Origin of the sequence: Nocardiopsis sp. CA-288880 (assembly GCF_050955985.1) — a bacterium.
Taxonomy (GTDB): domain Bacteria; phylum Actinomycetota; class Actinomycetes; order Streptosporangiales; family Streptosporangiaceae; genus Nocardiopsis; species Nocardiopsis tropica.
In genome coordinates this window covers 6878414-6903695 of record NZ_CP192105.1, presented here as the reverse complement: position 1 = coordinate 6903695, position 25282 = coordinate 6878414, and the positions used below count along the sequence as shown (strand labels likewise).

The 25282-nt window shown below is 72.3% G+C and carries 23 protein-coding genes; 17 read left to right on the top strand and 6 right to left on the bottom strand.

Going from position 1 to position 25282, the window contains the following annotated elements:
- The first annotated feature begins 5 nt into the window (after positions 1 to 5).
- Positions 6 to 587 carry a C40 family peptidase gene (locus ACQPYD_RS29745; protein WP_433698677.1) on the top strand — a complete coding sequence of 194 codons (582 nt, stop codon included), beginning with the start codon at positions 6 to 8 and terminating at the stop codon, positions 585 to 587.
- Between the two features lie 88 nt (positions 588 to 675).
- On the opposite strand, the gene ACQPYD_RS29740 is transcribed toward ACQPYD_RS29745, so the two are convergent.
- Positions 676 to 1293 carry a class I SAM-dependent methyltransferase gene (locus ACQPYD_RS29740; RefSeq protein ID WP_267950538.1) on the bottom strand — a complete coding sequence of 206 codons (618 nt, stop codon included), beginning with the start codon at positions 1291 to 1293 and terminating at the stop codon, positions 676 to 678.
- 297 nt (positions 1294 to 1590) lie between these two features.
- Between ACQPYD_RS29740 and ACQPYD_RS29735 the strand changes: the two genes are divergently transcribed.
- The 10 genes from ACQPYD_RS29735 to ccsB all read left to right on the top strand — a co-directional run bounded on the left by ACQPYD_RS29735 (position 1591) and on the right by ccsB (position 13152).
- On the top strand, positions 1591 to 2535 hold the full coding sequence (locus tag ACQPYD_RS29735) for a sugar phosphate isomerase/epimerase family protein (RefSeq protein WP_433698676.1): 945 nt from the start codon (positions 1591 to 1593) through the stop codon (positions 2533 to 2535).
- Between the two features lie 120 nt (positions 2536 to 2655).
- Positions 2656 to 3450, top strand: coding sequence for a pyrroline-5-carboxylate reductase (gene proC, locus ACQPYD_RS29730; protein ID WP_433698675.1), 795 nt, complete (start codon positions 2656 to 2658; stop codon positions 3448 to 3450).
- 774 nt (positions 3451 to 4224) lie between these two features.
- The gene (locus ACQPYD_RS29725; protein ID WP_433698674.1) at positions 4225 to 5748 is read left to right on the top strand and encodes a DUF1109 domain-containing protein; all 1524 of its coding nucleotides are present in this window, start codon (positions 4225 to 4227) and stop codon (positions 5746 to 5748) included.
- A 211-nt stretch (positions 5749 to 5959) separates the two neighbouring features.
- Complete coding sequence (locus ACQPYD_RS29720) at positions 5960 to 7120, top strand: acetoin utilization protein AcuC (protein WP_267946834.1); 1161 nt, start codon at positions 5960 to 5962, stop codon at positions 7118 to 7120.
- A gap of 288 nt (positions 7121 to 7408) precedes the next feature.
- On the top strand, positions 7409 to 8206 hold the full coding sequence (locus ACQPYD_RS29715; RefSeq protein WP_402918995.1) for a phosphatase: 798 nt from the start codon (positions 7409 to 7411) through the stop codon (positions 8204 to 8206).
- Positions 8207 to 8460: 254 nt separating this feature from the next.
- Positions 8461 to 8664, top strand: coding sequence for a helix-turn-helix domain-containing protein (locus tag ACQPYD_RS29710; protein WP_013155995.1), 204 nt, complete (start codon positions 8461 to 8463; stop codon positions 8662 to 8664).
- Between the two features lie 239 nt (positions 8665 to 8903).
- Positions 8904 to 9638 (top strand): TlpA family protein disulfide reductase, encoded by a 735-nt coding sequence (locus ACQPYD_RS29705; protein ID WP_433698673.1) that lies wholly within the window; start codon positions 8904 to 8906, stop codon positions 9636 to 9638.
- Positions 9638 to 10468 carry a cytochrome c biogenesis CcdA family protein gene (locus ACQPYD_RS29700; RefSeq protein ID WP_433698672.1) on the top strand — a complete coding sequence of 277 codons (831 nt, stop codon included), beginning with the start codon at positions 9638 to 9640 and terminating at the stop codon, positions 10466 to 10468. The genes ACQPYD_RS29705 and ACQPYD_RS29700 overlap by 1 nt, the downstream gene beginning before the upstream one ends.
- The gene (resB, locus tag ACQPYD_RS29695) at positions 10468 to 12132 is read left to right on the top strand and encodes a cytochrome c biogenesis protein ResB (protein WP_433698671.1); all 1665 of its coding nucleotides are present in this window, start codon (positions 10468 to 10470) and stop codon (positions 12130 to 12132) included. The genes ACQPYD_RS29700 and resB overlap by 1 nt, the downstream gene beginning before the upstream one ends.
- Positions 12133 to 12135: 3 nt before the next feature.
- On the top strand, positions 12136 to 13152 hold the full coding sequence (ccsB, locus tag ACQPYD_RS29690) for a c-type cytochrome biogenesis protein CcsB (protein ID WP_433698670.1): 1017 nt from the start codon (positions 12136 to 12138) through the stop codon (positions 13150 to 13152).
- 117 nt (positions 13153 to 13269) lie between these two features.
- Here ccsB and ACQPYD_RS29685 read toward each other — a convergent pair whose 3' ends face one another.
- Entirely contained in the window at positions 13270 to 14265 is a 996-nt protein-coding gene (locus ACQPYD_RS29685; protein WP_433698669.1) for a LacI family DNA-binding transcriptional regulator, read from the bottom strand.
- 237 nt (positions 14266 to 14502) lie between these two features.
- On the opposite strand from ACQPYD_RS29685, the gene ACQPYD_RS29680 reads away from it, so the two are divergent.
- Positions 14503 to 15792 carry a pectate lyase family protein gene (locus tag ACQPYD_RS29680; RefSeq protein WP_433698668.1) on the top strand — a complete coding sequence of 430 codons (1290 nt, stop codon included), beginning with the start codon at positions 14503 to 14505 and terminating at the stop codon, positions 15790 to 15792.
- Between the two features lie 210 nt (positions 15793 to 16002).
- Here the strand turns inward: ACQPYD_RS29680 and ACQPYD_RS29675 are convergent, their stop codons facing one another.
- Together ACQPYD_RS29675 and ACQPYD_RS29670 are read right to left on the bottom strand one after the other, a co-directional pair.
- A complete protein-coding gene (locus ACQPYD_RS29675) occupies positions 16003 to 16356 on the bottom strand; it encodes a PLD nuclease N-terminal domain-containing protein (RefSeq protein WP_433698667.1) in 354 nt (117 codons plus the stop codon).
- A gap of 118 nt (positions 16357 to 16474) precedes the next feature.
- Positions 16475 to 16675, bottom strand: coding sequence for a BldC family transcriptional regulator (locus tag ACQPYD_RS29670; RefSeq protein ID WP_017535950.1), 201 nt, complete (start codon positions 16673 to 16675; stop codon positions 16475 to 16477).
- A gap of 425 nt (positions 16676 to 17100) precedes the next feature.
- Here ACQPYD_RS29670 and ACQPYD_RS29665 point away from each other — a divergent pair, with 425 nt between their 5' ends.
- Positions 17101 to 17496 (top strand): DUF4229 domain-containing protein, encoded by a 396-nt coding sequence (locus tag ACQPYD_RS29665; RefSeq protein WP_433698666.1) that lies wholly within the window; start codon positions 17101 to 17103, stop codon positions 17494 to 17496.
- Positions 17497 to 17653: 157 nt separating this feature from the next.
- On the opposite strand, the gene ACQPYD_RS29660 is transcribed toward ACQPYD_RS29665, so the two are convergent.
- Together ACQPYD_RS29660 and ACQPYD_RS29655 are read right to left on the bottom strand one after the other, a co-directional pair.
- The gene (locus ACQPYD_RS29660) at positions 17654 to 18919 is read right to left on the bottom strand and encodes a hypothetical protein (protein WP_433698665.1); all 1266 of its coding nucleotides are present in this window, start codon (positions 18917 to 18919) and stop codon (positions 17654 to 17656) included.
- 128 nt (positions 18920 to 19047) lie between these two features.
- Positions 19048 to 20436 carry a DUF6177 family protein gene (locus ACQPYD_RS29655; RefSeq protein WP_433698664.1) on the bottom strand — a complete coding sequence of 463 codons (1389 nt, stop codon included), beginning with the start codon at positions 20434 to 20436 and terminating at the stop codon, positions 19048 to 19050.
- A 382-nt stretch (positions 20437 to 20818) separates the two neighbouring features.
- On the opposite strand from ACQPYD_RS29655, the gene ACQPYD_RS29650 reads away from it, so the two are divergent.
- From ACQPYD_RS29650 to ACQPYD_RS29635, 4 genes are all read left to right on the top strand, one after another.
- Entirely contained in the window at positions 20819 to 21133 is a 315-nt protein-coding gene (locus ACQPYD_RS29650) for a hypothetical protein (protein WP_433698663.1), read from the top strand.
- The gene (locus ACQPYD_RS29645) at positions 21130 to 21477 is read left to right on the top strand and encodes a DUF6507 family protein (protein ID WP_433698662.1); all 348 of its coding nucleotides are present in this window, start codon (positions 21130 to 21132) and stop codon (positions 21475 to 21477) included. The genes ACQPYD_RS29650 and ACQPYD_RS29645 overlap by 4 nt, the downstream gene beginning before the upstream one ends.
- Positions 21478 to 21636: 159 nt before the next feature.
- On the top strand, positions 21637 to 24441 hold the full coding sequence (locus ACQPYD_RS29640; RefSeq protein ID WP_433698661.1) for a hypothetical protein: 2805 nt from the start codon (positions 21637 to 21639) through the stop codon (positions 24439 to 24441).
- Positions 24428 to 25273: a hypothetical protein gene (locus ACQPYD_RS29635; RefSeq protein WP_433698660.1), complete on the top strand. Its 846-nt coding sequence runs from the start codon at positions 24428 to 24430 to the stop codon at positions 25271 to 25273. The genes ACQPYD_RS29640 and ACQPYD_RS29635 overlap by 14 nt, the downstream gene beginning before the upstream one ends.
- Positions 25274 to 25282: the final 9 nt, after the last annotated feature.

The following is a 25282-nucleotide window of genomic DNA, read 5'->3' as shown; positions in this document are numbered from 1 at the left end:
CCGTCATGCGACTACCGCGACAGCACGAGCAAAGGCAGGCCTGTCGTCCTACGGACCCGGGGCGACAGGCCTCGCCCGCCCGCCCCCGCCGGGGCGGACCGCGATCGCTCACGGCCGCCGCGCTCGCCGCGGCCTTCCTGTCCTCCGGCGCGGCCCCGGCCCTTGCCCAGCACGCGCAACCGGCGCCGGGCGCCGGCGCGCCCGCGAGGGTCCACCAGGCGGCGCTGCCCTCCTCCACCGTCGAGGAGGCCATCAGCGCCGCCGAGTCCAAGAAGGGCACCCCCTACGGCTGGGGCGGCACCGGACCGGACTCCTTCGACTGCTCCGGCCTCGTCCAGTGGTCGTTCGCGCAGGCCGGCGTGAGCCTCCCCCGCATCGCCCACGACCAGGTGCGGGAGGGGACCAGGGTCTCCTACTCCGACGCCAGGAGGGGCGACATCCTCTACTGGGCCGACGGCGGAGGGTACGCCTACCACGTCGCCATCTACCTCGGCGGCGGCCGCATGATCGACGCGCCGAAGTCCGGGGACCAGGTCCGCGAGCGGGACGTCAACCGCTACAACCTCGCCGGGGCGGTACGCCTGTGACGGGGACGGTCCCCGCGGGCGGCGCCGACGGCGGCCGCGGGCGTCCCGGGCGGTGAACCCGGGACCCCGGACGCACCCGTCCACCGGGTCAGTACCGCTTCCACCACAGGTTGACCGCGTAGTCCACCGACAGCCCGGGATGGGACCGCACGATCTCCGCGGCCAGCGCGGAGGGGAACTCGATCCGCACCACCGCCTCGAAGGCGCGGCGGTCGGTGAACGACCAGCGCATCGTCAGGGGCTCGCGGGTGAACCCGCGGGCCGCCCAGAACCGTTCCACGGCGGCCGGGTCGTACGACGGCAGCGAACGCCGGAACCAGGAGCCGAAGGTGGAGCGCGTGGCGTCGTTGTCGATCACGAACGCGACCCCGCCCCGCCGCATCACGCGGTCGAGCTCGGCCAGGCCGGGCTCGCACCCCGGACCGAAGAAGTAGGCCCAGCGCGCGTGCGCGACCTCGACGACGGAGTCGGGGACGGGCAGCCGCTGGGCCACTCCGTCCAGGACCCGGACGTGGTCCAGGCCCCGCACCCGGGCCCGGGCGGCCCCGGCCAGGGACGGGTGCGGTTCCACGCCGGTGACCCTGCTCGCCCGCGCGGCGAACCCCGGCAGGTGGTAGCCGGTGCCGCAGCCGACGTCCAGGACGTGGGCCCCGTCCATGGGGCGGACGCGGTCCATGGCCGCGCCGATCACGCCCTCGGGGTCCACCGCCCGGTTCTCCAACTCGTACGTCTGCGGGTTCCGCCAGATGTTGGGGCTGGGGATCGCGTCCCTGGGGATCATGCACCGCACACTAGCCATCCGGCCGGGCCCGCCCTCCGGGTCCCCCGCCGGTCCCCGTGCCGTGTTCCCGCGGTCCCGGCCCGGCCGGCGGGCTCCGCTCCGTCCGGGCCCCGTGCGGGGGAGGGGCGGGACGGGAGGGGGCGGGGAGGCCCGGGGGACACGGCGCGCCGCGCTCGTCCGGGCGGAACGCACGGAGGGCCCGACAGCGCATAGTCTGGGGGTGTGAGTCCTATCCAGGTCCCAGACGCACCCGTCGTCCTGTCGTCGGCGTCGGTCTACCCGGAGAAGACCCCGGCCGCCTTCGAGATCGCGGCGAAGCTGGGGTACGACGGGGTGGAGGTCCTCGTCTCCTCCGATCCGGCCAGCCAGGACATCGACCTCCTGCGGCGCCTCTCGGACTACCACCAGATGCCCGTCACCGCCGTCCACTCGCCCTGCCTGGTCCTCACCCAGCGTGTGTGGGGCAGGGAGCCCTGGGGGAAGCTCGTCCGCTCCAAGGAGATGGCCGAGGCCCTGGGCGCGAAGACCATCGTCGTCCACCCCGCCTTCCGCTGGCAGCGCGAGTACGCGCGCGAGTTCGAGAGCGGGATCTCCCGTATGCAGGACGAGACCGACGTCGTCTTCGCGGTGGAGAACATGTACCCCGTGCGGGTCCGCGACCGCGAGGTCGTCCCCTACGCGCCGAGCTGGAACCCCCTCGACCGCGACTACCCCGACGTCACGCTCGACCTGTCGCACACCGCCATGTCCGGCTCCGACGCCATGCAGATGGCCAGGCAGCTGGGCGACCGCCTCTCGCACGTCCACGTGACGGACGGCTTCGGCGGTCAGAACCTCGACGAGCACCTCATCCCCGGCCGGGGGACCCAGCCGGTCGGCGAACTCCTGGAGTACCTGGCCGAGGGCGGCTTCGGCGGGCAGCTGGTGCTGGAGGTCAGCACCCGCAAGGCCGCCGACCGCCAGGCGCGCATGCGCGAGCTGGCCGAGGCCCTGGCCTTCACCCGCCTGCACTTCGCGCAGACCTCCTCGCCGTCCGGCCGCACGCACGACCGCCGCGAGCGCATCGCCCTCCTGCGCCGGAAGCCGTCGGCGCCGCCCCGCCGCTTCTCGGTGGACGGCGGCGGCACGGTCGACGACAAGGGCACGGTCGACCCGGGCGGGAACTGACGCGGTCCGGCCCCGGCGGGGCCGGGGCCTGCGCCGCCCGCCGTCCACAGGCCGGGACGCGGGGTCCCCCCGGGGCGGCGGGGCCGCTAGCGTGGACGTGACCCGCAGAGAGGACTCTTCATGATCGCGATCATCGGTGCCGGGAAGATGGGCGAGGCGCTGCTCGCCGGAATGCTGGCCAAGGGCCACGCGCCGGAGGACGTCCTCGTCACCGAGCCGCGCGAGGAGCACGCGGAGGAGCTGCGCCGCCGCTACCGGGTCGAGGTGGTCTCCGCGACGGACGCGGCCAAGCGCGCGGACACGCTCCTGCTCGCCCTCAAACCCCAGGACATGGTGGCGCTGCTGGACGACCTGTCCCCGCACCTGGGTCCGGAGCGCCTGATCATCTCCGTGGCGGCCGGGATCACCACCGCCGTTTTGGAGAACCACCTGCCCGCCGGGACGCCCGTGGTCCGCGCCATGCCCAACACGCCCGCCCTGATGGGCGAGGGGATGACCGCCGTCGCGGGCGGCGCCCACACCGACGGGGCCCACCTGGACCGGGCGGAGGCGCTCCTGGCCACGGTCGGCGAGGTGATCCGGGTCGGCGAGCAGCACATGGACACGGTGACCGCCATCTCGGGCAGCGGCCCCGCGTACTTCTACTTCATCGCGGAGACGATGATCGAGGCCGGTGTCGCCATGGGGATGCCGCGCGTCACGGCGCAGAAGCTCGTCGGGCAGACCATCACCGGCGCCGCCGCCATGCTCAACGGTTCGGGGGAGCACCCGGTGGTGCTGCGCGAGGCCGTGACCTCACCGGGCGGCACCACGGCCGCCGCGCTGCGCGAGCTGGAGCGGCACGGCGTCCGGACCGCGTTCACGGACGCCATCGAGGCGGCCCGGGACAGGAGCGGCGCGCTCTCCGGAAGCTGACGGGGCCGGAGCGGGCCCGCCGCCGCTGCCCCGGGGCGCCGGACGGCGGCCGCCCCCGCAGGTCGGCGCGGGACCCGCGGCGGTGCGGGACCGGGCCGGGCGGGACCGCCGGCCGCACGCGGGGCGGGGGAGCGCACCGCGCGGGGGAGGCGCCGGGGACGTCGGCGATCGGGAGTTGGCCGGAAACGGCCTTTCTTGACGAATCCGGACGTCGTGGTCCGTGTGTACTGTGCAGGGGAAGGGGCGCGCACGCCCCTCTCTGTCTCGCCCGCGCGAGCCATCCCCCTTCTCCTGCGTCCAGGGTCCTCCATGACATCTCCCCCTCCCCCGTCCGACCCCTCCCAGCCGCCGGGCGGAGGCCCACCTCCGGGAGGTCCGCCGCAGGGCGGCGCCCCCCGTGGTCCGATGGGAGGCCCGCCCCCGGGCGGATTCCCGCCCGGAGGCCCCCCTCCGGGAGGTCCGCCGCAGGGCGGCGCCCCCCGTGGTCCGATGGGAGGCCCGCCCCCGGGCGGATTCCCGCCCGGAGGCCCCCCTCCGGGAGGTCCGTCGCACGGCGGCGTCCCCCGTGGTCCGATGGGAGGCCCGCCCCCGGGCGGATTCCCGCCCGGAGGCCGTCCCCAGGGCGGCGCCCCCACGGGCGGCACCCCTTCCGGGGGCGTGTACTCGGGCGGGATGCCCCCCGGCGGACCGCCTCCGGGCGGCTTCCCGCCCGGAGGCCTCCCCCCTGGCGGTCCTCCCGGCGGGATGCCCCCCGGTGGACCGCCTCCCGGCGGGATGCCCCCCGGCGGTTTCGGCGGCACGCCTCCCCCGAAGCCTCCCCGCATGCCCGTCCTCTCCTCGCCCTCGGCGGTGCGGGCCTCCCTGCTCAACGCCTCCGGCCTCGGCGCCGGGTACGCCTACCTGCGGCAGTGGCCCTTCTTCGCCGCGGCGGCCGCCGTCACCGCCGGCCTCCTGGTCGCCGCCGCGGTCATGGGCGCCGCCGACAACCTGCTGGTCTGGGCGCCGGTCCTGCTCGCCTGGTTCGCGGCGGCCGCCGTGCACGGCCTCTTCGCGGGGCGCTCCCGCGACGAGCGGGCGCTCACCCGGGGCGAGCGGCCCGCGCGGAACAGGGCGGCGCTCCTCACCGCGGGCGGCCTCGCGCTGGTCATGGCGGCCTCCGTCGCCGGCGTCTGGCAGGCGGGTGAGTGGCGGCTGCGCGTCGCCGACGCCGCCCACGCCCGGGGCGAGTGCGGCCCGTCCGAGGCCGTGGCCGCCTACGGGAGCGTCGAGGACCTCTTCCAGCTGTCCTTCTCCCCGTCGCTCATGTCCCGGGCCCGCGCGGGCGCGGAGGCGTGCGCGCTGCTGGAGCGCGCCCAGGGCGACGTCGCCTCCGGCGACTTCGGGCAGGCCCTCGACTCCTACTCGGCCTACTTCGCCCACGGTTCGTCCCGGTGGGAGGACGCCGACGGCGAGATCGCGGACATCCACTTCTCCTACGCGGCCGACCTGGCCGCCACGGCGGCGGAGGGGTTCGACGGCGAGGTCACCGAGGAGTACCGCGAGAGCATGAGGCAGGCCCACGAGGTCTACAGCGTGATCCCGGTGGACTACGCCGGCACCGAGGCCGCGGGGAACGTGCCCGCCGCGCTCGCGGAGCTGTACGGGACCGGCACGGCCGAGTACGCGGCCGAGAACTGGTGCGCGGCCTTCGACCAGATCGACCTGTTCAACGACCTGTCCTGGGAGGGCGCGCCCGAGATCGCCGACCGCCTGGCCGAGGAGCGCCCGGACGCCGCGTTCAACTGCGGCTGGGAGCACGTGGAGGAGGAGCGGTTCGATCCGGCCGAGACCATGGTCGCCCTGCTCGGCGACGAGTACCCCGACCACGAGGCGGACGAGGTCGAGAGGATGGTCGTCCACATCGGCGCCGGGCGCGTCGAGGCCGAGATGGACACCCTGACCACCATCGGCGAGGTCGACTTCGCCCCGGAGCCCACCGGGGGCTCCGGGAACGACACGACCGTCCTGGAGATCACCAACAACACGCCCTACGAGATGAGGTTCCTCTACGTCGGCCCCGACCGGGTGCACGACGAGGTCGTCACCGAGGCGTGCGAGGAGTGCGAGACCTACAGCTCGCCCCCGACCGGCAACTCGTGCTTCGACGACGGCGAGGTCATGCGCCTCGAACTCGAACCCGGCGAGTACCGGGTGCTGCTCACCTCCAATGAGGGGTTCTTCGGCGCCGCGCCGCTGCACGGCACCGTCGACTTCGGGGCCGGTGACCTGTACGAGTCCTGCTACTTCATCACCGAGTAGCCGGAGCGGCGGGAGGGCCGGTGCGCGCACCGCGGCCCCTCCCGCCCCGGGCGGGCGGACGCCGCCCGCCCGGGGCGCCCGCCGGTCCGGCGCCCGTCCCCAGGACCCGGGGTTCGGATCGGGGCCCGGTTTTGCGTACTGTGTGCTTCTGAGCACGCACACCTGAAACGGGGGTCACCACATGGGAGGGCGCACGTCCTGCTCGCTTCGGGTGGCATGGGATGACGGACTGACGGCCTACGACTTCGGGCCCCAGCACCCGATGGCGCCGATCCGTGTCGAGCTGACGATGGCCCTCAGCCGCGAACTCGGCGTGCTGGACGCCCCGGGGGTCGGCCTCCTGGACGTGGAGCCCGCGTCCGACGAGCTCCTCTCGCTGGTGCACGACCGCGCCTACATCGAGGCGGTCAAGCGCGCGGGCCGGACACTGGCGCCCGACGACACCCACCTGCTCGGCACCGCGGACAACCCCGTCTTCCCCGACATGCACGACGCCGCGGCGCTCATCACGGGCGCGTCCGTCGCCGCCGCGAGAGCGGTGTGGACGGGGGAGACCGCGCACGCTGCGAACATCGCGGGCGGCCTGCACCACGCGATGCGCAACCACGCGTGGGGCTTCTGCGTCTACAACGACCCCGCGATCGCCATCAGCTGGCTGCTGGAACAGGGCGCCAAGCGGATCGCGTACGTGGACGTGGACGTCCACCACGGCGACGGCGTGCAGAACGCGTTCTACAACGATCCCCGCGTGCTCACCATCAGCCTGCACGAGTCGCCGGTGACCCTGTTCCCCGGCACCGGGCAGGCGTCCGAGACCGGAGGCCCGGACGCGGAGGGGTACGCGGTCAACGTCGCCCTCCCGGCGGGCACCGGGGACACCGGCTGGCACCGCGCCTTCGACGCCGTCGTCCCCCCGCTGCTGCACGAGTTCCAGCCGGAGATCCTCGTGACCCAGCAGGGCTGCGACACCCACGCCCTCGATCCGCTCGCCAACCTCACCCTCAGCGTGGACGGCCAGCGGCGCGCCTACTCCGAGCTGCACAAGCTCGCGCAGAAGACGGCGGGCGGCCGGTGGCTGCTCTTCGGCGGCGGCGGCTACGGGCTGGTGCACGTGGTCCCGCGCGCCTGGACCCACCTGCTCGCCGAGGCCGCGGGCCACCCGATCGACCCGGACACCGAGACCCCGCAGAAGTGGCGCGACTTCGTGCGGGAGCGCACCGGGGAACTGGCGCCCCTCTACATGACCGACGGCCGCGAGGTCTCGTTCGCGCCCTTCGTGGACGGCTACGACCCCGGCGACGCGGTGGACCGCGCGATCCACGCCACCCGCACCGCCGTCTTCCCCAGCCACGGCATCGACCCGAGCCTCTAGCCCCCGCCGACCGGACCGCCCGCGTCCCCCGGCCGCCCCGGACCCGGAGCGGTTCCGGCGCGGCCCGAATTCCGACCGGTTCGGGGCCGCCGCGCATTCCGGGATTCCGGTCCGTGGCCCGGCCCGCAGCGGTGCCCGGGAGTACGGAGGTGAATTCGTGGGGATTGCGCGTTGTACGCCGCAGGCGGGTAGGACAGAGGTTGAATACCGGGCGAACAGAGGCCGGCGTCGTGGTGGCATCACGGCGGGGCGCACGCTCGCTGCCCAGTCGAGGAAGGGGAACGCCAGGTGACGCCGCCGACACGCGCTGAACTCATCACCTATCTGGTTCGCACGGGGATCGCCGGGCACGTCGACACCCCCCGCCAGAACAACCTTCGGCACTACCGGCGGCTGGTGCAGAAGGACCCCTACCACCAGTTCGGTCTGACGTTCTCCCACGACTGGACGTTCTCCGAAGTCCTCTCCCTCATGAGCAAGCGGTGCGGCGTCGTGGGCGACGAGGAGTACGTGTGGGGCATCGACACCATCGACCCCGACCTGACCGTGGACGCCCTGGAGGCGCTGGCCGACCGGATGGCGCTGGCGGCGGAGCGCCGCGAGAGGGTCATGTTCGCCACCGGCCACCCCAGCAAACTCCGTGAGACCTACCGGGTCTGGAAGGACGCACTGGCCTCACGCGGCTGCCCGGTCGTCACCGCGGCAGGCGGTTATTCGTACGAGGTGACTACCGAGAAGCCGCCCAACCGGCGGATCGTGGTCTGGAAGGACGAGGTCGCGATCGTGACGGACGGGCACCTCGCGCGTCACAGCCACCACCCCTTCGCCATGCGTGCCATTCTCGGGGACCTGGAGAACCGGGGCGAGGCATGGCCGCAGTTGGTCATCGCGGACCACGGGTTCGCGGGTGCGGCGGGGGAGGCCGGGGTACCGACGATGGGGTTCGCGGACTGCAACGACCCCGCTCTGTTCCTGGCCGAACACGAGGGAAAGCTACTGGTCACGGTGCCTCTGGACGACGGATACCTGACCGAGGACTACGCCCCCCTGCGCGAGTACGTCCTCGCCAGGGCCGGTCTGATCTGACCAGGGCCGACCATTTATACCCACCGTTAAACCTCATCCGTCCCGTCGTCAACGTGTATCCCCGAAGACAGGACAATCGACCTTTCGCATACGGGGTCTCGGCTCTACTCTGAAAACGGACGTGTCAGTAGTGACAGAGTGACACGCTGGCGTGGGGTTGGGACGGGCACATACCGGGGTTGCCCCTACCGCCGTAGATCACGCCGGGCTGAAGAGTGGACAATGCTCACGTCCGGGAATGAGGGCGTCGGAAGATGAACGGGAGCAAACCGCCTCTCGAAGAGGTCAGGTTCTTGACCGTGGCAGAAGTCGCCACGATCATGCGTGTGTCCAAGATGACCGTTTACCGAATGGTGCACTCGGGAGTTCTCCCCGCGATTCGCGTGGGGCGTTCCTACCGGGTTCCCGAGCGGGCCGTGCACGACTACCTCCGCGAGGCATTCGTCGAGGCTGGTTGATCCAGGGCCGAGGCCGGCCGGGGCGGCGACACGCGCGCCCCGGCCGACGCACAACCCCCGGGGGCGGTGCCCGACGGACACCGCCCCCACCGAGGTTTCCCCACCTCGCCGCAGGCCCCCCGGCACGCCGGACCGAAGGTCCCTTGTGCCGGGGCGGCCGAAGGGGCGCCAGGGCATCTACTACAATCTGTCGTTGATGTAGTCCGCCCTGTTCACCCCCGGTTCGCGAGGTTCCCTCGATGCCCAGTACCAGCTCAGGTACGCGGTCGCGCCGCGGCGTGCCGCGCCTTGCGGCGACCGCCCTGGCCGCCGCCATCGCCCTCACCGGCTGCGCCGGGGGCAACGAGATCGAGGCCGGGGGCGAGGACGACCGGTTCATCTCCGGCGACGGCAGCTCCACCACCTTCGAGGCCGCCGAGCGGGTCGAGGCGCCCGAGGTCGAGGGCACCACCCTCGACGGCGACGCCGTGTCCCTCGGCGACTACGAGGGCGGCATCGTGGTCCTCAACGTCTGGGCGAGCTGGTGCGGCCCCTGCCGCGCCGAGCAGCCCGTGCTCGACGAGGTCCACGCCGAGTACGGCGACCTGGGGGTGGACTTCCTGGGCGTCAACATCAAGGACGACGAGACCGCGGCGCGGGCCTACCTCTCCGACAAGGACGTCGCCTACCCGAGCCTGTACGACCAGCCCGGCGAGGTGCCGCAGGCCTTCCGCGACACCGTCCCCCCGCGTGCGATCCCCAGCACCCTCGTCATCGACCCCGACGGCCGCATCGCGGCCCGCGTCATCGGTCCCACCACCTACGGCCAGCTCACGGGGCTGCTCAACCCCGTGGTGGTGGAGTTCGGCCTCGGCGATCCCGAGGAGCGGCCCCGGGTGGCCGACCAGGAGGCCTCCCCGGAGGACGGGGAGGCGTCCCCGGAGGAGGGCGGGGAACAGCCCTCCGACGCCCCCTCGGACGGGGACGACCGCTGATGGACGCGATCGGCACCACCGTCCTCACCGGGTCCCTCCTCGCCGCCGTCCCCCTGGCGCTCGCCGCCGGTCTCCTGTCCTTCCTGTCCCCCTGCGTGCTCCCGCTCGTGCCCGGCTACCTCTCCTACGTGACCGGCATGAGCGGCGCCGACGTGCGCGAGCGCTCCGCCGCCCGCGCCGCCGGGGGAGAGGCGGCCGAGGGGGGCGCCACGGCGACGGCCGTCGCCGACGTCGACGCCGAACTCGCCACGCGCCGGTGGACCATGGTCACCGGCAGCGTCCTGTTCATCGCCGGGTTCACCCTCGTGTTCGTCGCCGTCGGCGGCTTCATCGGCTGGCTCGGCGACCTCCTCGTGGACTACACCGACCCCCTCACCCGGATCCTCGGGGTCCTCACCATCGTCCTCGGGCTCGCCTTCATGGGCGTGATGCCCGGGTTCGGGCGCGAGTTCCGCTTCCACCGGCTGCCCCGCGCGGGCCTGGCCGGCGCGCCCCTGCTCGGGGTCCTCTTCGGCCTCGGCTGGACCCCGTGCATCGGTCCGACCCTGGCCGCCGTGCAGACCCTCGCCTTCATCGAGGGCGGCGCCGGCCGCGGCATGCTCCTGTCCCTCGTCTACTGCGTGGGCCTGGGGCTGCCCTTCGTCCTGGCCTCCCTCCTCTACCGGCGCGCCCTGACCGCCTTCGGCTGGCTCAAGCGACGCACCCGCACCGTCACCGTCATCGGCGGGGCCGTGCTCGTCCTCGTCGGCCTGGCCATGGTGACCGGGCTGTGGACGCAGCTGACCGTTGCCATGCAGGGCTGGGCCGCCGACTTCCAAACGGTGATCTGATGAGTACGACGACCACGACCGACGACGACACCGGGAGCGGGGCCGGTCCGGGAGACGGGACCGGGGCCGGGGGCCGGGAGGGCGGACAGCCCAGGGGCCTGGGCCCGCTCGGCTGGCTGCGCTGGGCGTGGCGCGTCCTCACCTCGATGCGCACCGCCCTGATCCTGCTCTTCCTGCTGGCCGTCGGCGCCATCCCCGGCTCGATCCTGCCGCAGAACGTCGTGAGCGTGGACGAGGTCAACACCTACGTCCGGGAGAACCCCGAACTGGCCCCCTGGCTGGACCGGTTCTACCTGTTCGACGTGTTCTCGTCGCCCTGGTACGCGGCGATCTACCTGCTGCTGTTCGTCTCCCTCGCGGGCTGCGTCTTCCCGCGCGCCGTCGTCCACGCCCGCGCCGTGCGGGCCAGGCCGGTGCACACCCCCAGGAACCTGGGGCGGATGCCGTACGCGGCGACGTTCACGACGGGCGCCGACCCGGAGACGGTCCTCGGCCAGGCCCGCAAGGTCCTCAAGGGCTACCGGATCGAGCGCTACGGGGACTCCCTCTCCAGCGAGACCGGCTACCTGCGCGAGGCCGGGAACGTGCTGTTCCACCTCGCCCTGCTGGGGCTGCTGCTCGCGCTGGCCGCCGGATCGTTCTTCGGCTACCGGGGCAACATGCTGCTGGTGGAGGGCGACGGGTTCGCGAACACCCTGCCCTCCTACGACGCCATCTACCCCGGGCACTGGACCGACACCGACGCCCTGGAGCCCTTCACCCTGCACCTGGACGACTTCGAGGCGTCGTTCATCGAGGACGGCGACCTGCGCGGACAGGCCGAGTCCTACGTCGCCGAACTGACCTACAAGGAGTCCCCGGAGGCGGAGGAGGCCCGGCACACGCTGGAGGTCAACCACCCCCTCACCGTGGACGGCGTGCAGGTCTACCTGCTCGGCCACGGCTACGCGCCCGAGTTCGAGGTCCGCAACGCCGACGGCGAGGTCGTCTTCGACCAGGCCGTCCCGTTCCTGTTCCGGGAGACCGCGACCTTCACCTCCGACGGCGTCGTCAAGGTCCCCGACACCGGCGGGGAGGAGCTGGGCTTCGTCGGGGTGTTCCTGCCGAGCGCGGCCGAGACGCCCGAGGGCGACCTCGTCTCCGACTTCCCGGGCGCGGAGAACCCCCGGGTGACCCTGGAGGGCTACCGCGGCGACCTCGGCATGCTGGACCCGCAGTCGGTCTACCAGCTCCAGACCAGCGGCATGGAGGAGCTCGGAAGCTCCCCGGTGCTGGGGATCGGGGACAGCTGGGACCTCCCCGACGGCGCCGGGTCGATCACGTTCACCGGGTACAGCGAGTACATCAGCCTCCAGACCAACCGCGACGGCGCGCGCGTCCCGGCGCTCGCGGCGGCCACCCTCGCCGTCCTGGGCCTGGTCACCACGCTGTTCGTCCGACCCCGCCGCGTGTGGGTGCGCGCGACCAGGGGCGCGGACGGGCGCACGCGGGTCGAGCTGTCCGGCCTCGGCAAGACCGAGGTGGCGGGCAACAACGCCGAGTTCCACGAACTCACCACAGAGCTTGCCGGACGGCTCCGGAACGACGAGTCGGACGACAACCCCCGAAATCCCCGAAGCAGCACACCATCCGACCCGCCAGAGTCGACGACAACGAGGGAGTGACCGGTGACGTACACACTCGCCGGAACGGTGGACGAGACGATGGCGTCGACCAGCGACATGTTGATCATCGCGATGATCGTCACGTACGCGGCGGCCCTGTTCCTCTTCGCCATCGAGGCCGCCTACGGAAAGCGCACCAACCTCAGGGCCGGCAAGCTCATGCCGGTGGCCGCGGGGTCCGGGAAGGGCTCCGGCGCCGCCGGAAGCGGTGACGACGACCTCGACATCGACGTCAACGTCCGCACCACCGAGGGGGAGGCGCAGGCCTCCCAGAGCGGCCTCGGCCGGGTGGCGCTCGGCGTGACGACGCTCGGGTTCGTGATGGGCGTCGCCCAGATCGTCACCCGGGGCCTCGCCGCGGGCCGGTGGCCCTGGGGCAACATGTTCGAGTTCATCGTGGCGCTGTGCCTGGTCGCGGTGGGCGGGCTCCTGTACGCCTCGTTCCGCTACCAGGCGCGGTTCCTCGGGGCCTTCGTCCTGGTCCCGGTCCTGCTCCTGCTGGGCATCGGCGTCAAGTGGCTGTACGTGGACCCGGGCCCGCTGATCCCCGCCCTGCACTCCTACTGGGTGCCGATCCACGTGACCGCGACGATCATCGCGGGCGGCGCGTTCATGGTGTCCGGCGTCGCGGGCGTCACCTACCTGGTGTCGCACCGCGCGGAGGCCAAGCGCGCCCTGGGGCAGAAGGTCGCGGGCATCGCGGGGCGCCTGCCCAGCCCGGAGCTGCTGGACCGCATCTCCCACCGGTTCATCCTGTTCGCGTTCCCGCTGTGGACGTTCGGCATCATCGCCGGCTCCATCTGGGCGGACGAGGCGTGGGGCCGCTTCTGGGGCTGGGACCCCAAGGAGGTGTGGTCGTTCATCTCCTGGGTGATCTACGCCGCCTACCTGCACGCCCGTGCCACGGGCGGCTGGCGCGGCCCCAAGGCCACCTGGATCAACGTGCTGGGCTTCCTGACCATCCTGTTCAACTTCTTCGCCGTGAACTACATGTTCAGCGGCCTGCACTCCTACGCCTGACCGGGGCAGCGCACGGCGGCGGGGACCCCTCGGGTCCCCGCCGCCGGCCGTTGCGGCCCCCCGCGCGGCGGTTCGACGCCGGGACACTCCGGGACGGCGGTCCGGCGCCGGGGCCGGTCAGGGGCGGGACGCGGCGCCCCGGGGCGGCGCCGTGGACTCCCGGACGACGAGGCGGGTGTCCAGGGTGACGGTCCCGGGGTCCTCCCCCGTGGTCACCCGGTGGACCAGCAGGTCGATGCCCCCGCGCCCGGCGGCCACGACCGGCATGTCCACGGTGGTGAGGGCCGGGCGGCAGTGCCGGGCGATGTGGGTGTTGTCCACGCCGACCACGCTGAGGTCCCCGGGAACCGACAGCCCCAGGGCCTCCACCTCCCGGATCAGGCCCAGCGCCACGAGGTCGTTGTAGGCGAGCACGGCGGTCGCGGGGCCCGACGCCACCTCGGCGGCGGCGGACGCCCCGCCCTCCTCGGTGGGAGGGTTCGGCCCGACGGGGTGCAGCCCGGCGCCGTGGCGCGCGGCGGCCTCCTCCGCGGCCCCCCGTATCCGCTGGGCGGTCCAGGACGCGCTCGGCCCGGTCAGCACGGCGATGTCCCTGTGCCCCAGCGCGACCAGGTGGTCCACGGCCTGCCGGGTGCCCGAGGCCACGTCCATCAGCACGCAGGGCAGGCCCCTGACCCGGCGGTTGACGACGACGAAGGGCACGTCGCGGCCGAGTTCGGCGATCACGCGCCCGCTGAGCCGCGAGGCGACGAGCAGCGCGCCGTCCACCTGCTTGGCCATGGAGCGCACCAGCTCCTCCTCCACCCGCGCCCGTTCGTCGGTGTCGGCCACGAACACGTGGTAGTCCCGTGCGCGCGCCTGTGCCTGGGCGGCCTTGATCAGCGGCGGGAAGAACGGGTTGGCGATGTCGGCGACGATCACCCCGAGGTTCGCGGTCCGCCGCGTGGAGAGGGCCCGCGCGGCGCGGTTGGGGCGGTAGCCGAGCCGCTCCGCCGCCGCCATGACACGGGTCCGCGTCACCGCGTTGACCATGTGGGCGGCGGAGAAGGCCCGGGAGACGGTGGAGACGTGGACCCCGCTCTCCCGCGCGACGTCCCTGATGGTGACGGCCACCCGGGGCCTCCGTTCCGTGGATGTTCCGATGTGCTCCGCTGGGACCCGAGGTTACGGCAACCGGTTGTGGAGCGGCAGGGTGCGGGCCGGGCTGCCGGTACCGGGTTTTCCGGGGTTTTCCACGGAGAAGGCGGGGCGGGAGGGTTGACGTGGGCGGGGGAGTCGGGAGATGTTCATGCAAACGTTTGCAGCCGGGTGCCGACCAGTACCCGGTATCCCCCCACCAGGAGCACGAACATGCGCAGGCTCATACTCCCCCTGGCCGCGGCGGTCGCGCTGACCGCCGTGCCGGCCACCACCGCGAACGCCGCCCCCGACATCGGCCGGGAGGCCCTGGCCGACGGTGACGGATGGGGGTCCGCCGGGGCCGGGACCACCGGCGGGTCCGCGGCGGCGCCGGAGCACGTCGTCACCGTCTCCACCCTGGAGGAGTTCCGCGAGGCGGTCTCCGGCGACCACCCGAAGATCGTCCGCGTGGAGGGCACCGTCGACGCCAACACGGCGCCGGACGGCACCCCGATCGCGTGCGAGGACTACGCGGTCGACGGCTACACCCTGGAGGGCTACCTGGCCGCCTACGACCCGGCGGTGTGGGGGTGGGAGGACCCGTCCGGCCCGCTGGAGGAGGCCCGCGCCGCCTCGCAGGACGTCCAGGCCGAGCAGATCCGGGTCCGCGTCGGCTCCAACACCACGGTGGTCGGCGCGGGCGACGACGCCGTCATCGCCGGCATGAACCTCCTGGTCCACGACGTGGACAACGTCATCCTGCGCAACCTCTCCTTCTCCGACACCCACGACTGCTTCCCCGGCTGGGACCCCGCCGACGGCGGGACCGGCAACTGGAACTCGGAGTACGACCACGTGGAGGTCTCCGGGGCCACCAACGTGTGGGTGGACCACAACACGTTCGACGACGGCGACAACCCCGGGGCGGAGCTGCCCGACCACTTCGGCCGCAAGTACGAGGTGCACGACGGGCTGCTGGACATCGTCCGCGGATCCGACCTGGTCACGGTCTCGTGGAACGACTTCGTCGAACGGGACAAGGCGATGCTGCTCGGCAACAGCGACAGCCGGACCACGGACCGGGGCCGGCTCCGGGTGACCTACCACCACAACCACTTCGACGGCCTCGGGCAGAGGGCGCCGCGCGTGCGCTACGGCCAGGTGCACGTGTACAACAACCACTACACCGTGCGGGGCGGGCTCTACCAGTACAGCCTGGGCGTCGGGGTGGAGTCCCACGTCTACGCGGAGAACAACGTGTTCGACCTGCACGACGGGATCGGGGCGGAGGAGGTCCTGTACAACTGGGGCGGCGACGACATCGTCGAGCACGGCAACGCGGTGATGCGCGACGGCCGGGGGCGGCTGGCCCGGGTCGACCTGGTGGAGGCCTACAACGCGGCCAACCCCGGCATGGAGCTCGGCACCGCCGGCACCTGGGTCCCCGAGTTCGCCCCGGACGTGGAGCCGGTGCACGCGGTGCGCGGGCTGCCGCGGAAGGTGGGGGCCGGGCTGCTCTGAACCGGGGCGGGCCGGGGGGCCGCCGTGAGCCCCCGACATGACGGTGGGGCCGTGCTCCGAGGAGTGCGGCCCCACCGTTGTGTTCACACCTGTCGTGCCCCGCTTGCCGGGGCGGCCCGGTTCCACGCGGTCCGTCGGCGAGGTTCACCCGGGCGGGCCGGCGGCGAGGGGCCGGTGGGCCCCTTCTCCGACCGATCCGGCGAGGAGAACCTATTCTTCCGGGTCGATGCGCCGTTTGAGGCGTCGCAGGAACTCGGGGTCGTCATCGGGTCCGAGCGGGTGCGGGCTGTCGGAGGGCTTGGCGAAGTCGGACGGGTCAAGGTCGTCGGCCGACGCGGCTTGCGCCGGGGAGGGCGGGCTCCCGTCCACGGGGGCCGCCCGGCGCGGGCGGCCGAGGAAGAGCCACAGGATCGAACCGACGGGCATGAACAGCGCGATGACGATCATCCAGAGGACCTTGGGCAGGTTCCGGACCTCTTGCGCAGGGGTGGTCAGCGCGTCGAAGAACGCGTACACCCAGAGAACGATCGATACGAGCGTGATCAGGCCACCAAGCCACACCATGGTTCCAGCCTACTCTTGCTGTCGACTCCTCACGGTCGGGACACCGAGCCAGGGCTGCGGGAGACCCCGCGGAGTCCGAATGTCCGGGGCCGAAGGGGTGAGGGGCGTTACCTCGCTCTCAGGGGGTGCTCTCGCTCGGCTCCCCGAGGAGGAGGGCACGCACCTCGGACTCGCGGAACCGGCGGTGGCCGCCGGGGGTGCGAATACTGCTGATCCGCCCGGAGGCGGCCCAGCGCGTGACGGTCTTGGGATCAACCCGGAAGAGTGAGGCCACTTCCCCGGGGGTCAACAGGCGTTCGCTTGCTCGTTCCACCTTCACATTCCCCCAATCGTGCCCGCCTCGGACTGTGGGGGCGGCGGGCGTTTGATCCCCTAGTGTGCACGAGTTGGTCCGTTTCCTCCCTAGTTTTCGGAGAAATTGCGGTGATGGGGGGAGGAGTACCGGATATGTGACCGGAACGTGATGTTCGGGCCCTGCTGTCGGGATTGGAAACATCCCATGACTATGTGAATCCAGTGGCCTGTGTGGTCCCGTCGCCTTTGCGGCGGGGGACACGCCGCCCCGGTGCCCGCTGCGCCCGACACGCCCTTAACCTGGTGGTGAGGACATGCGGGAGCCACCCGTTCGGTCCTGTTCGGGGACCCGGTACCGCCCGGGCCACATGTGTGGACCCGGTCGTCTCGTGTGCTGATGGGCGTAGCGACCAATCTAGTCCAGGTAATCGTCTGTTGTGAGGCTTTTTCATGCGTAGCTGGCTGACCTATACCGCCGCCCGGGTGGGGCTCTTCCTGGCGGCCTTCGGAGTGGTCTACCTATTCGGCGCCCGGTCGTGGGTCGCGCTCATCCTGGCGTGGCTGGTCAGCGGCCTCGCGTCCTATGTTCTGCTGTCCCGGATGCGCGACCAGTTGTCGGCCCGCACCGTCGAGCGCCTGGAGAGCCGCCGGGGCGCCAAGGTGGGCGACCGCCTGGCCGGAGGGGCCTCTCGTGAGGACGACCTCCAGGACGCGGCCGAGTCGGAGCCGGCCGGGAAGCCCGCCGACGCGGCCCCCGAGGAGGCCGGCGCCGGGAACGCGGCCGGGAAAGCGGACGCCGACGCGAAGCGGGACGAGGGCGCGGCCGCCGCGTCCAAGGACGCCTGACGGACACCCGGCCGGACACCGGCCGCGGCCCCGACGGTCCGGGACCGGCTCCCGAGGGCGGGGCCCGGCCCTCCGGCCCAGGACGACCGCCCCGGTGACCGGCCCAGGACGACCACCCCGGTGACCGGCCCGGGACGACCGCCCCGGGCCGCCGTCCTCAGGCCAGCGGGAACATGCCGAGGCGCGCGTGGTACTCGCCGGCGAGGCGTTCGGTGTCGCTTCCCACGTACAGCCCGTCCGACGTGGCGTGCAGGGCCTCCGCGCCGTGCCCGCGCGCGCGTCCCGGGTTCCACGCCAGCGCGCGCCCCGTCCGCGGGTCCACGGCGCCGATGCCCTCACGCTCCACCGACCCCGGTCCGGGGTTCAGCTCACCCTTCTCGTTGTCCATCCAGCGCTGGTGCCCGCCCACGTACACGGCCGACTCGGTGACCTCCACCGAGTACAGGGAGTCGCCCCCGGTCTTGTTGCTCCACGTGGGCTGGGAGCCGGCCTTGTCGGTGTTCTCGAACCGGCTGGTCGACTTGCACAGGCCGGGCTTGACCTTGGGCCCGCCCCCCGTCACGACGGCGAAGTACGAGCCGTCGGGGGAGAACGCCATCTGCCGCATGTACGTGTGGATCCGCTCGTAGTCGCACGGGGCCTCGTAGGCGGACGTGGACCACGGCGTGACGAAGGCTCCCGCGGTGTCGATCATGGCGATCTGGTAGCGGTTCTTGTCGTCCACCTTCGTGAACGTCCCGTTGATGGCGAGCCGTCGGCCGTCAGGGCTCAGGGCCAGCTCCTGCACGCGCAGGCTGCCGCGGCGGGGCTCGGCGAGGCGCGGCGCGAAGTCGCCGTCCACCTCGCCGGTCCGGAGGTCGAGGCGGGCCAGGCCCGTGCGCTCGGCGCCGCTCACCCCCGTGAAGTTCCCGCCCACGTAGAGGCGGGATCCGTCGGTGGCCAGGCGGTTGGTCGCGCCGTCGTCGAGGACGGCGCCGAACTCCGGCACGGGGCCGCCGTCGGCGAGGGACAGCCGCGCCAGCCCCCGGGAGGGCTTGCCGTCGACGGCGGTGAACCGGCCGCCGACGACCACGCTGTCGTCCGGCCCGGGGGCGAGGGAGGTGACCATCGCGCTGACGTCCGGCTCGAAGTCGCGGATGATCCGCCCGGTCCCGTGCTCGAAGGCGAAGAGGTTGCGGAGGGTGTGCTCGTCGCCGCCGACCTCGGCGACCCTGGTGAACTCACCCCCGACGAGGACCGTGTTCCCGATCCTCAGGATGTCCTTGACCGTCCCGTCCAGGACGTGCGGGGTCCACTGGACGGGCTGCTCGCCGACCACGCCCCGGTGCGCGGCGTGCGCGGCCGGGGCCGTCACCGCGATGCCGACGGGGAGCAGGAGCATGGTGCTCATCGTCAGCGCGACGAACGAACGGCTGGGTTTCACGGAGGATTCTCCTTGGTGTGCGGACCTGCTTGTCGGGCGAGAGGCCGGACGGCCGGGGGGTGTCCGCATTCTTTCAAAGAGTCGCGAGAAAATCACACACAGTAATCATATTGGCTCGGTTCGTGCCGTCAGGCCCGGGGCGCCGCGGCGAGGTGGCGCAGCTGGGCCGCCACGGCCTCGGCCGCCCGCTGGCGGGTCGCCTCGGCGGGAGCGGGATACCAGATGGCGCGGGCCCCGGCCTCTCCCAGCGGTTCCCCCCGCAGGGGGCCGGCCAGCGCGTGCTCCTCCCCGGCCCGCCGCACCCCGTCGGGGCCGAGGGCCATGCCGACCGGGGCGGCCAGTCCGTGCCAGCGCGGCTCGAAGGTGACGTCGCGGCGACCGCGCGCCCGGCGCACGTGGAGCACGTCCAGAAGGTTCTCCGCGGCCAGGGCCTCCACCAGGCCGGGGAGCGTCCCCAGGGGCAGCGCCCCCTCGTCCTCGAACCCGATCGCCAGGGAGATGCGCTCCACCGCCCTCTCCCCGTCCGGGGCCCACGAGACGCGGGCGCCGCCCGTGAAGGGGGGACCGGCCTCCTGGCGCCCGGAGAACTGGAGCACGGCCGTCCGCGGGGCGCGGTGGCGCACGAGCCGCACGAGCCGCTCCCGGTCCCAGGGCGCGAGCGCCGGCTCGTGCGGCCCCCAGCCCGCGGGGAGCACCCCGGCCAGGTGCCCGGTGACGAGCTCGACCGCCCGGCCGAGGGGCGGCGCGAAGGACGCGCCGTGCCGGACCGCCAGGTCGACCAGCAGGTGCGCGCCCAGCGGAGAGATGTCGAGGAACCCGGCCGCGGGCTCGGGAGCGCTCCCGCCACGGCAGTCGGGAACGTACCCGTGCACCCGGTCCCAGCGGAGCGGGAGGCCGCTGACCCCGTCGAACTGGCCGCCCTCCCCGTCCAGCACCACCCACCGGGCCATCGGCTGCGTGATCAGGGTGCGCAGCCCGTGGGTGAGCCGCGACGACCTGGGGGTGAGCACCTGGAGGACCGTTCCCCGGAGCGCGTTGGCCGACACGGCGTCGGTGATCCAGGAGGACAGCGGGACCACCTCGCGGTCCTGGGCGACGACGAACGCCTCCTCGGCCTCGAACTCGACGGCCGGGTGCCCGGTCTCCTCCCACAGCGAGAAGTCGCCCGGGCCCGAGGTCCACACACCCCCGCCCAGGCGCAGGGCGAGGCCGTCGGCGACGCGGTGCGCCGCCTCGCGCCCCGCGGCGTCGGGCCGCGCACGCACCTCGGCCCACCAACAGGTGTCGGGCAGGTTGACGGCGGCCTCGGCGCCGAGCAGCCGGGAGACCTCGCCCCGCGACTCGACCAGCTGGGCGGGTTCGAGGGTGGCCAGGACACGGGCCTCGGCGTCCCGCAACTGGACGATTCCGCCGTCCAGGGGGCGCACCGCGAGGTCGGCCCCCGCGTCGCGGAGCGAGTGGGCGACCGCGACCATGCCGGGTTCCGCCGCCAGCAGTGCGACCACGTCGTAGCTCAACGGTTCTCCTTGGCGATGCCGCCGGGGGACGGCGGGGTCGGGTCCGGCGTGACCGGGCGAAACGGGAGGGGTGTCCGGGTCCGGGCCCGGACGGGGGCACGGTCGGCGCCGGGTGGCTGATGGCTCGGTGCTGGTGGCTCGGCATGCGTGCGTGCGGGGGCCTGCGGGGCGGGGAAGCGTGGGAGCGGACGTCGTGGGGCCCGTCCCTCCGGTGGGGAACCGGTAGAGGGGGCCTGCGGTCAAGGGGTATCCGGAACTCCGTGCCAGTACGAACCTCTTCCGCGAGGGAGAGGTCACACATTGTCGTGGTGCATCGGCATAATACGCACAACGCGCCCCTGGGGGCGGCGGTTCCGACGGACCTGGGCAGGGTGACCGGTAGATGAGATTCGAGCTGGTAGAGGTCCCGGGCGCGCTCGGGGAACCCGCGGGCGACCTCCCGCGCGGCGACGTCCCGCCGATGCGCGTCCCCGTCGCGCACGGGATCGTGGCCGTGCGCATGCGCGAGCGCACCGGGGAGCTGCGGACTCGTCTGACCAGCATCATCGAGGCGGTGCTCCCCGCCCTGAATCGCATGGATGCGAGCATCGTCCGCTCCGAGCGCGAGTTGGCCGATACCGGCCACGATTCGACTGCCGAACCGCCCCAGAACTTCCGGGGCGACCGTTTCTCCGCCCGGGAAGGCGGTGACCGGTGAGCGCGTGGGACATCGACGCCCCCTCCGTCGGAACGGTGCTCAACGAGGTGCTGGGCAAGGTCGGCGACGGCAGCGGCGACGCGCTCGACGGCGCCCTGACCACCACCGGCGACGAGATCATGAACGCCGCCACGGCGGCGTGCAGCGGACCGGTCGAGGGGGAGCTGTACCACTTCCTCGAACACGTCGGCGCCCTCGCGGAGGAGATGGTCGAACGGGCCGGCTCCGCCCTGGAGGGGTGCGCCCTGGCGGTGGACGCCTACCTCGCCGGCGACCTGGAGATGGCGGAGGAGGCCCAGGCCAACGCCACGTATGTCGAGAACCCCGTGAACGCTCCGCACTGACCCGCGCCGGTCCGGCGCGCACGCTCTGCCGCGCACCGGTCGCGAAGCCCCGACCGGGCCGTGCCCTCCGTGCCCCGGTCACCCCTCACCCCCTGCCCCCGCCGGGTCGGCTGTCTCCGCCCGGCGGCGGATCCCCCACCTCCTCCCCACGGAGTCGCCATGCCCCCTGTCGACGTGACGAGACCCGAGCCCGACCCCCGGAACCAGCAGCCCCTCGACAACGACTTCACCGTCCTGATCGTCCCCGAGGCCATCCCCGTGCCCGGCACCTCGGTGGAGGTCCTCCAGACGGCCGCGGCGAACCTCAGGGCCGCCGCGGAGGAGGTCGCGGAGGGAGGCGCGGGGGTCGAGAGTTCGTGGCAGGCCCTCCAGGCCCACTACACCGCTCCCGAGTCGGAGACCCTCCTCGCCGCGATGGGCCCGGTCGCCCGCAAGGGCGACACCGTCCTGGAGGACGTCACCGCGGTCGTGACCGCCCTGGAGACCTTCGCCGAGGAGGCCGAGAGCGCCCGGACCCGGCTGCGCAACATCAAAGACGACGCGGTGGCCTTCGTGGAGGAGGTGCGGGACGAGGAGTTCTGGGCGCTCAACCCGTGGCACTACAGCAAGAACCGCTCCCTGAAGCTGTGGGCCAACATCGTCTGGGCGACGTTCCAGGAGGCGGAGAGGGAGTGCGCCACCGCCATCTCCGCGGTGAACGGGCAGGGCAACACCTACACGGCCGCGGGCGGGGAGGCGCCCGGCCCCCGGGAGATCGCCTACGGCCTCGACCCGGACGAGGTCCCCGACATCGCGTTCGACCTCACCGAGTTCTCCGAGTGGCAGCGCGCGGGGGAGGAGAGCTGGTCCCACCTCACGGGGTCGGACAAGCCGTGGCCGCTCGACTGGGCCGCCGACGCGTTCGCCGCCCAGCAGGAGCACTTCGGCGTCGGGATGGCCTGGGGCCTCGGTGCGGGGGCCCTGTCCTCCACCGGGCTGTGGCGCGCGGGTAGCGGGTGGGCCGGCAGCGTCGGCGAGGTGGTGGACAACGCCGTCACCCACAAGGAGGAGACCTTCCAGGGGTACGGCGCGCTCGTCGGGATGTACGGCGAGGACGGGTGGATGAACCCGTTCGACGCCGAGGAGAGCTCGGGGCAGACCTGGCGGGAGAACGCCGGGGCGGCGTGGACGGAGGTCGGCCACGACCTGTTCCCGTGGCGGGAGTGGGAGGACCGGCCCGCGTACACGCTGTCCACGGCGGGCGGGAACCTGGCGCTGACCGTGGTGGCGTTCCCCGTCAGGGGCGGCATGCTGCTCAGCCGGATCGGAGGTGGCGGACCCGACATCCCGGACATCGACGTGCTGGAGCGCACTGGGGTGGCCTGGGAGCCGGGCGCCGCGGCCCGGCCGGGGTTCAGCCTGGCCCAGACGCTGAGCGGGATCAGGACCGGGTTCTCCGACACCGCCACCGGCATCGGGCTGCGCCTGGACCAGCTGCGCACGGGGATGGCGGCGCGGTTCGCCCACTGGGAGGTGGTGGAGGGCGCGCCGGAGCCCGCCGGGAGCGGTGGGGCCGGGGCCGGGGCCGGGCCGTCGCCCGGGACCGGACCGGTGCCGGCGCACGCGGGGGACGGGGGTGTTCCGGACGACAGGGCCGGGGCGCCCGCGGCGGCGGTCCCGGCCGGACGCGGCGACGAGGTGAGGGTCGCCGAGCTCGTCGCCGACGTCGAGCGCTACAGCGGCATGGATGCCGCCGAGCGGTCCGCGCTGCTCGACGTGCGCCGGGAGGCCCTGGTCGGAGCCGGCGCCCGGGGCGGGGGGATGGAGGTCCCAGGCGGGGACGGTATCGGCGACCGCTCCGACCGGGACTTCCGCGTCACCGCCGCCCACGACCCGGATCCGAAACCCGCCACCCCTGCCTCGACCCCCCGCGACGGGACCAGTGCCGCAAGCCCCACCCCTGCCCCCGACGGTCCGAGCACTGGTCACGGGCACGGCACCCCCCGCCCGGCCGAAGGAGCCCCTCTGCTTCCGAGCCCAGAAGGACCTCCCACCACTTTTCCGGGGGGCGAGGGCTTCGAGTTCCGCGATGTCGACGACGGTGCCGGAGACGGGGCATCGGATGTCATCGTCCCCGAGCCGGTCAGAGAAGGGGCTGGAGAACTCGGTGGACGTGCCGAGGACAGAAGTTCTCTGATCGAAGATTTCGGCCTGGGTACAAGGGGAGGAACTTATCCGGAGGCGTATCAGGACAAGCTGCCGACCACCGACCCGATGAAGCTTCGCGAGTTTGCTTCCAGGGGAAGAATCTTGGGCGAGGTTCTAGATGGAATGGTGACACGAAGGGACGATCGCGGTCTCATCCTGGAAGTCAACGGAATCGATATCAAGGTTTGGCTTGAGAGGTTGGTGGTGCACAGGGGGAATGAGATGGCCGAGTTCAAGGATCGGCATGGATTGAGTGATGCCTCTCTCGGAAAGAAGGGCGGGGCGGTCAATGCGATCGTCATCGACAGGCGGACAGGGCTTGTAGCGGAAGGCTTCAACGGGCACAGCAATGGTACGAGCATCCCCGATGTTGAAATGCACGGGTTGATTCGGGATCGAATCGCTCGAATGCATCGCCCGGTCGATCCTCGGGTGCCGGGTTCCGGCTACCCCCAGTACAACGAGGATCAAGAGGTGGTGCGTTACACCCCCTACCCCCATGGAGACACTCCCTCGCGCCACGCGGAGGTGAAGGCCCTCAACCGTCTGCTCCAGGAGAGGGAGGCGGCTGGAATGGAGGTCGTCGTGGGGGAGTTCCAGCTGGATAACAGATTCACTCTGAAGGCGGAAAGGCCCGGCGACTGCCCTTGCTGTGCGAACTGCTATAGAATCACCGAAGGGGTTCCCGCTCCCCGGGTGGGTAAGAACACCTGGCCTCCAACGAATGAGGCGTGTGAGTTGGTCGGAAGGGATGGTCCTCCCCATGAGGCGAGTTGATTCGGAAGAGCTCGATTACCTGGATGAAATTTCAGTCAGGATACCAGGGGGGAGTTTCACCGGGCAGGCCGTTGAGAAAGACGGGAGGTTCACGCATTACCAGACCTTCGTGAAGGGCTACGCCCTCGGTCCGGTCTTCCTGCTGAATGAACACGGTGTGGCCCTTGAGTACTCCAATCGTGTAGGAAATATCACCACTGGGCCATATTTCTTCTGGGATGAAAACGGAAGGCTTCGTGAAGAAGGTGTCTCGGACTACTCGGACGGGAGTCTGAGGGTTCTGCGGCGATGGGACGAAGCGGGAATTCTTGTTCACTTCGAGGAGAGTTCGCCGCATACGCCGTTTGTGGATCCCGAGACAGGGGAAAATCTTTTCCGACCTTGGCGCTCTGTCCCTTCGTGTCCTGGCGTACCAGGGCGTGAAGGCTATGTGGAGGCTGTCGGGATGGATGAGTTGGACTTCGAAAGCCGAGTGACTTATCAAGGTGTCGCCTATACAGGCGAAGCGGTGCTCGTCGAAGGTTCCGGTCGGACCGAGATGCGGACTTTTACAGAAGGGGCCGAGGACGGTCCTTTTCTTGTGTGGTCGCCCAGCGGAAAACTCGTGACCCAGGGGGTTACCCGAGATCCCTACGGTCCGGTCGGTCCCTGGCACGAGTGGGACGAGGAGGGGAGGCTTCTCTCCGAGACGATCTACGACGCGCTGGGCAACCGCATCATCTTCCGTGGGATGGACGAGGCGGGGAACATGGTGAAGGAGGAGGTCTTTCCTCCGGAGCGCTTGCTGCGGGACCCCGAGACCGGGGAGGAGCGCCCGGCTCCGTGGCTGTAGCTTCCCTCG